Consider the following 11,682-nt stretch of genomic DNA (forward strand, 5'->3'; position numbering starts at 1 on the left):
AAACTATCCACAGGCCCGCGCCTTCAAGCTGCTTCAAGCGGTGACCACCGCAGGCGGTGAAGGCACCGGACAGCAAGTCGCGCCCGCGACGGAGGTGTCCGGTCTGGCGGGCAATCTGCCCTCGTCTTCCCGCCCGGCGGGAAGCTGCGGCATAGGTCGCAGCAGGTCAGTAACGATGGGCGATAACCATGCGGCGATTGTCAGTCCAGGGACGTATACCAACTGGAGTGGCCCCGGTGCTTGAAGAGCTTGGCGGCTACAGCACCGGGGCCCCGACGAAGGAGACCTTCGTGAACGACACAGTAAGGGACAGCAGCACGACCACCACAGACAAGACCGCGACCGACGCCACCCCGGGCATCCCGGTGTGCACGACCACCACGCGGATGCCCGGCCTTCCGCCCACCGGCACCATGACCGAGTGGCCTCCGAAGGACACGTACGTCTTCGACCCGATGCGCACCCCCGCCCCGCTCTCGCGCATCGAGCAGCAGCTGCGGGGCCGACCGGCCCGCTACACCGCGCTCGGCGCCGGCGTGCCCGCCACCTTCCTCGCGGCCGGTGAGACGCCCGCCGACGGGGGCGGACCCAGCTTCGGCGAGGTCCTCGACATCATGGGCAAGATCGGCGGCACGGTCGGCGAGGCTGTCGGCGCCGGTTTCGCCGCGCAGCCGCTGCTGGCCAGCGCCATGACGCTCGGGCTCGCCGGGGCGGGCTACATGTGGCTGAAGGAGGGCGCGTTCCTCGGCGGCCTGGGCGGCGGGGAGAGCGACGGCTTCGCCCCGCCCCGGGCGATCCGCAAGAACGTCAGCCGCGCTGCCCTGGTGAAGAAGAAGAAGCGCAAGACGCTGCGCCCGTCGCTGGAGCACGTTCCGGCTCGTCAGATCCCCACCACGGAACTCGGCTTCCGCCTGGGCAGGGACCGCAAGACCGGCATTGAGATCTGGTCGCCGATCGAGGACAGCACGGTCACCATCGCGCCGATGGGCGGCGGCAAGACCGCGCTGCTGGGCAACTTCATCATCGACGCCCCGGGGTCAGTGCTGGCGACCAGCACGAAGCCCGACATCGTGCGGCTGACTGCAGAGGCCCGTCAGAAGGCCGGTGCCCGCATCTGGATCTTCAACCCGATGCGGCTGGGGGAGGAGAAGTTCCCCTCGAACCTGCTGTGGGACCCGGTCATCGGCTGCAAGAACCCCGAGGTGGCCATCCGCCGGGCCAAGTACCTGCTCGACGGCTCGGACATCACCAACGGCATGGAGAACAGGAACTTCTGGAACAACCAGTCGTTCAAGGTCCTCAAGTCCTTCCTCTGGGCGGCCGACATGGCGGGCCTGTCCTTGCTGGACGTGGCCCGCTGGTCGAAGAAGCCGCTGGAGACCCCGGCCACCAAGATTTTCGAGGACTACGCACACCAGGCCCCTCCGGGATGGGCGGACGACCTGAACCAGACCCAGGCCGCCGCAGCACCGGACAGCCGCTCCAAGACGACCACCCTGGACAACGTCTTCCTGACCTTGTCGACTACCTTCGAGTGCCTCTCCCTGCCGGTCATCGCGCAGGCGGTCGCCGACGCGCACCGCCCGGACGTGCCGCAGTTCGACGTCCAGCAGTTCATCGAGTCCGGCGTGGACACCGTGTACATCCTGGGCGAGGACACCGGCATCGGCGGCATCGGCCCGCTGTTCACCACGCTGGTCGGTGACATCTACGAGGCCGCGAAGCGCCGGTCCGCGACGCAGCCTGGCGAGCGCAACGACCCGCCGCTGACCCTCGTGCCCGACGAGGCCGCGCTGATCTGCCCCGTGCCGCTGGAGAAGTGGACGGCCGACAGCCGCGGCAAGGGCATCACCGTGCACTCCGCGTTCCAGTCCCGGGGACAGATCCGCGACCGGTGGGGCCACAACGGCGCCGCGACCATCTGGGACAACTGCACCGGACTGGTCCTCGGCGGCCTCAAGGGCGACGACCACCTGGAGTCGATGAGCAAGCTCACCGGCACCAAGCGCGTCAAGGAAGAGACCGGCTCCAAGGGGCCGGGCCCGAACGGGACGACGACCACCAGCCACAGCTACCGGTACGTCAAGGAACCGACCATGACGGTCGCGGACATCATGTACATGGATGAGGGCGAGGTCCTGATCTTCCGCCGTCACCTGAAAGGCCCGGTCGTGGCCCGCTACACGGCGGCCTGGAAGCGCAAGGACATCAAGAAGCTGGCCAGGAGCAACAAGAAGGCGGCCCGCGAGGCGTTCAAGGCCCGCCAGCGCAAGGCCAAGGTCACCGTGCCCGCCCCGGCTGGGTGGACCATGCCGCCCGCCGCACCCGCGACGGCCCCGGCCGACGACCCGTGGTCGATGCCCGCCCCTGCGCCGGCCGCCCCGGCGATGCCCGCGATGCCGCCCCACGCCCCGGCCGCGACGGCGGCGAACGCCTGGACCGCGCCCGCGGCTCCGGCGAGCGCCTGGACGGCACCGATGGAGCCGGTCGTCGAGGAGCCGTGGGCACCCACGCCCCCGGCCACCAGCCCGTGGACCTCCGCCCCGGCGGTCAGCGGCTGGTCGGCGGGCGGTCTTCCCGGCCCCCGCGAGCACCTGCGGATCGTCCCCGGCGAGACCGTCGACTCCGTCCCGCAGCCGGAGCCGAGCGAGCCCGCGCCGATGCCGGCGGCCCCGGCCTCGACGCCGACGGTCCACCTGGAAGAGGAGATCCCCCTGGAGCCTGCGGCGGCGGACACGGACGAGAGCACCGACGCCCAGGACACCCCGCCGCGCCGGGAACGAAACTTCGGAGCGTTCTAGATGGCCACCATCCCAGAGAAGATGCTCACCGGTGTGGTCGGGGACGTCGCCCTCCTGGAGGACCGGGTCACGAAGCTGGAGGGCAAGGACCCGTCCAGCTCGATCGCGGGCATCCATGAGGCGCTCGCCGACATCATGGAGAAGATCCAGAAGCTGGAGGAGAAGCCGAAGGAGGACAAGCCCCCGCCCACCCCGGACTGGACCACGGCCGACCAGGAGCGGGCCCGTGAGCTGTGGGTCTGGCTCATCAAGTGGTGCCGGGAAACCCTGTACCCGATGTACGCCCGCGACCACTGGCGGCCCTGCTGGTACGAACACCCGCAGCTGCGCATCCAGTTGACCTGGCTGGCCCACTTCCACGACTGGTCGCGCGAGCCCACCGCGCCGCCGACCCGGGCCGCCGAATGGCACGCCCGCTGGTGGCCCTTCATCAGGGACAACATCCTGGGCCCCAGCGTCCTGAACTCCGAGCTGTTCCGGTGCGGCCACAAGGTCGAGGACCGGACGATGCTCCATGAAGTCCCCGCTGGCGCAGACGAGACCGCGTTCGAGGACGGCGGCCTGGACGACTACGTCGAGGAGTTCGTCGCTCGGCGGCCGAAGAAGGAGCCGAAGGAGAAGAAGGGCGACTGACCGCCCGGCTGGACGATGAAGGGGGAGTCACCCGAATTTGGGTGACTCCCCCTCGGCGTGCACGGACCCGGTCAGCGCTTGGCCAGCTCCGCCTCAGCGGCCTCGGCGAGAGTGCGGGTGGCCTCGACGATCGTCTTGAGCGTCTCCGTACGGGCGCTTTGCAGCACTGCGCCCCCGTCGATGAGGAAGCCCTCGCACATCCCCGACAGCATGTTCGCCGCGGTCGCAGCCCGCTCCGCGCGCGGGTCGACGTCCTGCTCCTGGTCCCCGCTGGGCCCGTCGTCGGCGGTCTCGGCGTCCTGCTCCTGGTGCTCCTCGTCGCCTGCCGTACCCGCGTCCGTGTGCGGCTCCTGGCCACCCAAATTTGGGTGACTCCCGGTCTCATCCACCCCCGGGCCATCCGTACCGGAGCCGTCCTCGGGCAGGGTCTCCGGCTCGACCTCGACGCGCTTCTTCTTGCTGCTCGGCTTCGCCTCGATGGCCTGTTGGAAGAGGTTCGCGGTCGCCAGCGTCGGCGCCTCGGCGGTCTTCGCCAACTCGACCACCTGCCCGACCACATCGGCGGTGATCCGCACCTTGCGGTCGGCGCCCCACCGGCGCATCTCCACATAGGCGAAGGCGGTCAGCTCCTCGCCGTGTGTCTCGACCAGGGGCAGCAGCCGCTGCACATGCGAGTCGGGGATCGACCGCGGGCGATCCTGCTGCTCAGTGATGGTCTTGAGCAGAGGCCACTGCTGAATCCGGCGGTTCACCTCGGATTCAGACTCGCCGAACCAGAACTCGCAGTACTCCGGCCACGTCCGCCCGCCTCGCCGGTACAGGCGCCTGGAGCGGACGGCGTGCGCGGCCTTCCATTTCATCCACTCGGCCTTGCTGGCGTTGCCGTACGCGGCCTCGCAGTGGCCCAGCTCGTCGGCTTCCTCCGGCGTCAGCTCGCCCTCGGCGGCAATCTCCCGGGGCTCGGGCAGCAGATCCGGCGTGAACGGCTGCGGCCGGTAGGGCTCCACCGGGGCGGCCGGCACTGCCGGGGCGGCCTCCCCGCCCGGCGCGGGGACGGTCGGCACCGCGGCCTCGGCCTCGGCCTCGGGCGCCGCCGTGTCCTCGTGGTCCTGCTCTGCGGCCAGGCGCTCGCGTTCGGCCTGCGCCTCCGCCTCGGCCCGCGCCTCCTCTTCCATGAGCTTCTTGTAGTTGACGCTCACGGCAGCAGTCCCTTCTCCCGCATCTCGACGACCAGCTCGCCGAAGGGCGTGTCCTTCGCCCCGGTGATCGGGAAGTTCATGCTCTGCGCGTACAGGCCCACGTTCGGGATCACTGTGTCGAACACGTTCCAGCCCGCGCGCTCCATGCGCTCCGCGTAGTACTTCGTCATGCCCTCGTGGCGCTTGCTGCTGGGTGAGCACCGGTTGAGGAGCACCCATGCCTTCGGCGGCTTGCCGTCCTGCCGGAAGACCGCGCTGCGCGTCACGATGTCCTTGAAGGGGGTGGCCTCTGGCGGCTTCTCCACGCGCAGCCAGTCCGCCCGGGTGGGGGACATGTGCAGGATCACCAGGTCGGCAATCTTGAACAGGCTGTCGGTGATGGCCGGGTGGTTCTCGCTGTGCCCGCAGTCCACCAGGCTGATCTTCCCCTTGGGGAGTTCGACCTCTTCGTGGAAGCGGGCGGTCGCCTTGCGCTGGACGGGGAAGGTGAACTTCCCGGCCTGTGACCAGTCCCAGAACTGCATGCTGTGGTCCGCGTCGAACCCTTCGACCTCGAGCCCGTGCTCCTGGAGGGCGTGCCCGAGCCAGGCGGTGTCCGTCGTCTTCCCGGCCGTCCTGGGACTGGCATTCACAATGAGCATGTCGCGAGCCTATGGGCACGGCAGAGATCCATGCACCAAAGCGCCCTGACACGCGTGTGGCCCGCCCCAGAGGGGCGGGCCACAGCGGTGACAGCTGACCGCTTACTCGCTCTCGAAGAGAGGGCGCTGCTCCTCGGCCGAACGCGCCCAGCTGATCGTCCGCTTCACGCCGCCGGCGTACCACTCCGATACGTCGTGCCACCGGTACTCGAAGATGCAGTCCTCGGCATCCAGCAAGACCGATCCGATCGGAAGATCGGGATAGGTGCCGATCTCCCGGGAGAACGGCGCATACAGCCGCTCGCCGAGCAGCCACCGAGTGGTGTCGACAATCCCTTCGAGAGCGCTGGGAGTCCCACTCGGGGAACACCAGATCGCACCGGCATACAGGGGATCCCCGCCCTGTCGAGCCAGGGCGTCGTCCCGAAGCTGCTCCAACTCCTGGCGCGTGCGCACGATCCCCTGGGGCAAATCCCGTGGCGGTGCGGCAGGCTTCGCCGCAGGCGTCGGGGTTGTGCGGCCTTCCCATCCCGAGGGGAAGGCCGCCGGATTCCTCCACCACGCGTCGTCAGTCATGACGGCACGCTAGCCAAGCCCTCTGACACACAGCCAGAGCAGCGTGTTCCCGAAGCTGTTTCACCTGCAACACCCATGGAAGGCAGATCCCCAATCCGCCTTCTGGCGAAGGCAGTTACCGGCTGCCCTCTAGCTCTCCCCAGCTAGAGGGCTCAACGAGTCAGCAGCCTGGACGTCACATGTCGATGTCGTGGTCGAAGTCCGGTGCGGGCGGTGCGGGGGCCGGTGGCTCCGGTGCCGGGGCCGGTTCGGGCGCGGCCGGGGCAGGCTCCGGAGCAGCAGGCTCGGGCGCGGCGGGACCCGCGGGCCCGGTGTCGTGTTCGGCGGTGGCCAGGTCCCGTCCGATGCGCGCGTACTCGTCCTCGTAGTCGAAGGCTCGGTCCAGGCGCTCGCGCTCCTGCTCCTCCGAGAGTTCCGGCTGCGCGACCTGCTGCTGTTCGCGTTCGGCGCGTTCGGCGGCCCGCTCGGCGAGGATCTGCTGCGCCTGGTGGGCCTGCTCCATGGCCAGCAGCAGCTCGTCCTGGGTCGAGGGCTGCGGCGTCGGAGCCGTGGTCGTGGCAGTGTCCGCCGTCTCCGGCTCGGGCTCCATCTCGGGGGTACGGCGCTCCAGCTCGAGGCGTGCGAGGTCGGCCTCGTCGCGTACGGGCTGCGTCTCCTCCGCCCAGCGCTCGCGGGTCTCGTGGATCTCCCGCAGCTGCTGGGCGCGCTCGCCCATCGTCTCGGCGATGCCCTGCGAGGTCTCCGCGCGGTCCAGCGTGTCGCGGGCCAGCTCCGACGGGTCGATGTGGGCCTGGAGCGTGGTCGCCTGCTGCAGCTCCGTCACCTGGTTCAGCCACATCTGGGGGTAGGTGTAGCCGCCTGCCATGGCCGCGGCGTGCATCACGTCGTTGACGTGCCCCTCGTGCTCGGCGGCCTCCTTCACCGCCATGCTCTCGGCGTTGAGCCGCAGCTGCGTGGCCTGGTCGGCGAACTTCCGCTCGGCGGTGTACGCGGCCTGCATCTCGTCGCCCACGTACGGCGGCGCCCACGACTCCTCGCGCTCGGCCCGCTCGACCATCTGCTGCAGCGTCTCGTCGGACGCGCGGGCGATGTCGGCCTCCCGCTCGTCGACCCCCAGCGCCCAGCGCGCACGCTCCCAGTCGGCGTACGCCTCGACCGATCCCTTCGGCGGGGCCTGGCCGATCGCGGTGGTCTCGTGGTCGTATCCGTGCGCCTCGCGGTAGCGCTCGACGCGGCCGGCCTTCTGCTCCCAGTCGGCGCGCGCGATCGGGTCCTCGGGCACCGGGCCCAGCCGGTCGAGGGCCCACGCGGGCGGGTCCTCGGCGACGCGGCGGCCCAGCCGTTCAGTGCGCTCGTCCATCTCGACGGCCCACTCCTGCATCATCCGGCCCAGGTCGCCGTCGAGCTGCGGCGTGCGTGCGGTGTAGGAGTCCATCGCCTCGCGGCGGGCCGCGTGTTCGGCGTCCTGCCGCGCACGGACCTCGCTGTCCTGCCCGGCGTGCAGGACCTCCACCCCCTGGCTGAACGCCTCCTGCTGCTTCATCAGCTCGGCGAAGTGCGGGTTGTCCTCGGGCGCCGGCGCGGCATCGGTCCCCGGCTCGGGGGCGTCGACCAGCTGCTCGACCTCGGAGTCCGCCATCTCCTCGGCGGCCTTGAGGACGGCGGCCAGCTGCGCCTCCTGCTGGGCAAGTGCCTCCTCGCCCGTCCCGGCCTGCAGGGTCTCGACACCCATCTGCATGGCCAGGGTCTGCTTCATCAGCTCGGTGTGCGTCTCGGACGGGGCCCCGGCCTCGACCAGGTCCCGCAGCTGCTCCGGGTCCACCGGAGTCTGGGCGGCTCCGATCGCCTCGTCGACCTTGCGGGCCTGCTCGGCGACCGCCTCGCGCTGCTCGGTCTCCTCGGCCTTCCGCTCGTCGCGCTGGATCAGGTTGAACGACTTCTTCAACCGGTCGTGCAGCACCTTGCTGACGTCCTCGGCGGTCTCCAGCTCCCGCGAGCGCACGGTGCGCACCAGCAGGTCCTCGACGTCGACGCCCTGCTCCTCGACGTACTGGGCCAGCCGCAGCAGCGTGCCGTACGCCTCGCTGCACGCGGCCCGCTCGTAGTCGGCCTCGCCCATCGTCTGCAGCAGCACCGTGCCGTATCGCTTGGCGGCGTCCTGCTCCTTGACGCCCGACCACGCCGGCTCGAGCACGGCGAGGTTCTCCCGGCGCTCCAGCTCGGCCTCGATCACCTTCGTCGCGGTCGGCTCCAGGCCGGTGCGCTGCAGGACTCCGTCCAGCTTCGCGAGGTGGTGCGGGATCTCCTCGCTCTTGAGGTTCTGCTCGGCCCGGTGCGTGATGACCCACGCGCGGTTGTCAGCCTCGCCGCGGGTGAGCATGACGTACAGCGCCTCGCGGTTGGTGGACTCGTCCACCAGCGAGTGGCACACGCCGACGGTGCGGCCCTGGGCGCCGTAGACCGTGGCCGCGTACGCCAGCTCGACGTGCTCGGTGACATAGGAGGCGGGCAGGTGCATCTTCGCGCCGTCCTCGAGCTGCACCATGAGCGCGCCGTTGTCACTGATGCCGGTCACCGCTGCGACGACGCGGTTGGTGGCGAAGTCGCCGTTCTCCGCCGTGATCCGTCGGTTGTTGCGGCGCATCTGGATCTTGTCGCCGACACCGGCCTTGGTCTCTACGCCGCCGTACTCCTCGCGGACGGTACGGAGGACAACGCCGTGCTCGGAGACCTCACCAGCGAGAACCAGGTCGGCGCGGACCCGCGCGGACAGCTCGGCGACTTGCTTGTTGTCGGAGGCGATGAGCAGCGGGTTCTTCTTGGCGAAGTGGTCGGTCAGCCACGCCCGGTACGCCTTGTTGGTCATCTCCTCGGCCTCGCCGCCGTCGAACCGACCGTGCAGCTCGTACTCCGCGAGGCACTCGCCGTTGCCCTTGCGTAGCTGCAGGGAGGCGTCGGCCTCCCACTGCCGCACGGTCTTCTCGCCGGTCTTCGGGTCGGTGTCGCGGAAGCGCCGCACCTCGTCGAGGACGTGCACGCCGGGAGCATCCTCGACCCACGCCGCGAACGTGCCGCCCGCGCCCACGGACGTCAGCTGGTGGTGGTCACCGGCCGGGACACACTTCGCGCCCGCGGCCTCGATAAGCGCCCGCACCTGGTCCATGTCGCGGCTGTTGGTCATGCCGCTCTCGTCGACGATGACCAGAGCACCCTTGGGGATGCGGTATTTCTCGGCGCCAGGGAACGTCCTGCCTTCGGACAGCGCCTTGTTCGCGGTCAGCAGGATGCTGATGTTGGCGACGTTCTCGATGCCTTCGTCGTTCAGCACCTGGGCGGCGCGCTCGCCGCTGGCGAGGCCGATGACCTGCCGGTTCTCGTGGGCTTCCCAGACCTCGGTGAGGGCGGCCATCGTGTAGGACTTGCCCGCGCCGGCGGGGCCGACCAGCAGGTCGACCTTGCGGCCGGAGGTGGCGGCTTCCCTCACGAACTCGGCCTGCTTGCCCTTGAGGCCGCGGCGCGCGATGACCTCCTCGACCAGCTCGGCCGGGACGGTGGGAGCGCCCTTCTTGCCCGCGAACTCGGCCAGCCGCTCCTCGACCTTGAGGTGGGCCTCGGTGGCGTACCGGTCGAAGGTCTTCGGGTTCGGGTCGTACTTGAAGGTGCCGTCGGTGCGCTGCAGCTCGGGGGCGATCTCGACCAGGGCGGGCGCCTTGGTGCAGATCACGCCGTTGTCGGCGGTGGGGGACAGGGCGTCGTCGGCGAGCTGGTTGAGCAGGTCGCGGACCTGCTGGCGGTCCAGGCCCCCGAGGGTGTCGGGCAGCTGGCGGTTGAGTTCGACGATGAGGTCGGGGCGCGTCCAGGTCGGCCGCTGCTCCTGGACCGCGGCGATTGCCCGGCGCTGGATGACCTCGGCGTTGAACTCTTTGGCGGGCCGGTGCAGGTCGTGGACGGCCGACTCGTGGGCGATCCGGTCGGGGACCTCGGCGAGCGACTCGCGGAAGCGGGCCTTGTTGGACTCCTCCCAGCGCTCCAGCAGCGTCTCGCGGGACACCGCGTCGTGCTTCTTGCCCTTGCGCTGCTTGAGGCTGACGTCCTCGCTGATCCGGGCCAGCGTGTACGGGGAGGGGGCGACGCCGTACTTCTCTTCGAACGCCTTGCTGATGTCGCCGACCTCGGCGGTGATCGCGACGCGGCGGCTGCTGAAGCTGTCGCGCAGGTCCTGGTCGATGCCGACGATTTCGCGGGCCTTGCCGTCCGGGCGCATCTCCACCCGCCAGCCCATTACCCGCTCCAGCTCCTGCTCGGCGACCCGCTCGGCGAGGTGCCCGGCGGCCTGCTTGTGCCGGTACAGGCCGGTGCCGTCCAGCGCCCGCCACACCTCGCGCTCGCGGCCGGTGACGGGGTCCGTCTCGCGGCACAGAACTTTGTTCAGGACGGGAGCATGGACATGAAGTTGGGGGTCGTCCTGCCTCGATGTGTGCTGCGCGAAGGCCCCGACGATGAACTTGTCGGTCTTGACGTACTCGCCGCTGGTCCGCCCGTCGACCTTCTGCCCGTGGTGGCCTTTGCGGGTGTACCCGGCCTCTTCCTGCATGTGCTCGATCCCGGCCTGCACGCCCGACTTCCAGCAGTCCCACAGTTGGTCGGCCTGCTTGCTGAACCGCTCGGCACCCTCCAGGTCGCCGGCCTCGCGCGCCTCGGCGGCCTTGATCTGGAGCGAGGCGTGCGCCACCGACCAGGACTTCGGGGCGCTGAAGGTGAGGTCGTAGTAGTGCGTCGCGGAGGGTGACTCCTTGCGGGTGCTGATCTCGATGGCCTTGACCCGCTCGGGGCTCAGCACCCCGCCCGGGGCCTTGGCCTCGGCGGCGGCGAGGTTCTTCGCCAGCCGCTTCTCGTACGCCTTCTCGTAGGAGCGCGGCGCGTCCCCAAGGCGGCACTCCTTGCGGATCTGCTTCTCCGCCTTGGCGTACGCCTCGCTGCCCTCCTCGTGCGGGATCGCGGCGAGGCGGGCGTACATCTCGTCCCGCTTCCGCGGGTCCACGAAGTCGGTGAACAGGTCCGTGAAGACCTCGTTGTCGATCTGCCCGGACAGCCCCAGGTCCGCGGTGCCGTCGCCGAGCCAGTAGCCGGGCGGCTCGCCCTGCAGCTCGATGGAGCGCAGGTAGTAGTGCTCGGCACCGGCACTGACCTCCTTGGTCAGGTAGCCGGGATCTGAGCCTGCACTGATCGACAACATCGCGACTCAGGGTAAGCGGTTTTCAAGATCATCGGTAGCCATTGGATCGTGATGCATAGGTGTGGGGATTGATGTAGTGAGAAGGGGAATTACGGTGTGTAGGTGGTCGAGATGATCAAGGGAAGATTCGGGGTCCGATGACCTAAGGCTGAAGAGGGTCGGAATCGGAGGTTCCATGGCGCGTGAGAGGCAGTCCAAGAGACCTTTTCGATGGGGCTCCGGCCCGCATTGGGGGGCCTCGGCCGGTACGGCGCTGCGCGCGGTTTGCACCGAAACGCGCCGGTCGGCGGATGGCGGCCCGCGCCCCGCGACGGGCTGCGCCGGGACGGGAGCGCCCACCGGGGGCTCGTCGCGCCAAACCTGAAGGCGGTGACACCGGCCGCGCCCGTGCGCTACGGTCGGCGGCGACGACATCGACCCCCGCGCGGACCTCCGCTCGGGGGTCGACTGTTACCAGGGGCCGGGTGGTGACGGACCCCGCCCCGACCCCGCGCCCGGCCAACGGCCGGGCGCGGGGATCGTCCCCAACCGGACGGCCACGGCGTGCACGGTGCGTGACCGCACGGCGGTCACCATCCCCACCCCCGGGCCGCGCT

At 70.0% G+C, this 11,682-nt stretch carries 6 protein-coding genes; 2 read left to right on the forward strand and 4 right to left on the reverse strand.

The window, feature by feature from the left end; all coding sequences use genetic code 11:
• Positions 1–290 precede the first annotated feature (290 nt).
• Both ACZ4D5_RS42920 and ACZ4D5_RS42925 read left to right on the forward strand, forming a co-directional pair.
• Complete coding sequence (locus tag ACZ4D5_RS42920; protein WP_467777982.1) at positions 291–2,801, forward strand: type IV secretory system conjugative DNA transfer family protein; 2,511 nt, start codon at positions 291–293, stop codon at positions 2,799–2,801.
• Positions 2,802–3,434: a hypothetical protein gene (locus tag ACZ4D5_RS42925; RefSeq protein WP_467777983.1), complete on the forward strand. Its 633-nt coding sequence runs from the start codon at positions 2,802–2,804 to the stop codon at positions 3,432–3,434.
• A 71-nt stretch (positions 3,435–3,505) separates the two neighbouring features.
• Here the strand turns inward: ACZ4D5_RS42925 and ACZ4D5_RS42930 are convergent, their stop codons facing one another.
• The 4 genes from ACZ4D5_RS42930 to mobF form a co-directional block, all read right to left on the reverse strand.
• Positions 3,506–4,633 carry a hypothetical protein gene (locus ACZ4D5_RS42930; protein ID WP_467777984.1) on the reverse strand — a complete coding sequence of 376 codons (1,128 nt, stop codon included), beginning with the start codon at positions 4,631–4,633 and terminating at the stop codon, positions 3,506–3,508.
• Positions 4,630–5,274, reverse strand: a complete 645-nt coding sequence (locus ACZ4D5_RS42935) for a ParA family protein (RefSeq protein WP_467777985.1) — start codon at positions 5,272–5,274, stop codon at positions 4,630–4,632. Before ACZ4D5_RS42935 ends, ACZ4D5_RS42930 begins: the two co-directional genes overlap by 4 nt.
• Before the next feature lie 102 nt (positions 5,275–5,376).
• The gene (locus ACZ4D5_RS42940) at positions 5,377–5,850 is read right to left on the reverse strand and encodes a hypothetical protein (RefSeq protein ID WP_467777986.1); all 474 of its coding nucleotides are present in this window, start codon (positions 5,848–5,850) and stop codon (positions 5,377–5,379) included.
• A 175-nt stretch (positions 5,851–6,025) separates the two neighbouring features.
• Positions 6,026–11,086, reverse strand: a complete 5,061-nt coding sequence (gene mobF / locus ACZ4D5_RS42945) for a MobF family relaxase (RefSeq protein ID WP_467777987.1) — start codon at positions 11,084–11,086, stop codon at positions 6,026–6,028.
• Between the last annotated feature and the right edge of the window lie 596 nt (positions 11,087–11,682).

The organism is Streptomyces sp. NPDC025651 (assembly GCF_055558735.1).

Excerpts from the sequence above, each read along its gene's own strand:
- ACZ4D5_RS42935 (WP_467777985.1), bottom strand. The coding sequence starts at position 5,274 with ATGCTCATTGTGAATGCCAGTCCCAGGACGGCCGGGAAGACGACGGAC.
- ACZ4D5_RS42925 (WP_467777983.1), top strand. The coding sequence starts at position 2,802 with ATGGCCACCATCCCAGAGAAGATGCTCACCGGTGTGGTCGGGGACGTC.
- mobF (WP_467777987.1), bottom strand. The coding sequence starts at position 11,086 with ATGTTGTCGATCAGTGCAGGCTCAGATCCCGGCTACCTGACCAAGGAG.
- ACZ4D5_RS42940 (WP_467777986.1), bottom strand. The coding sequence starts at position 5,850 with ATGACTGACGACGCGTGGTGGAGGAATCCGGCGGCCTTCCCCTCGGGA.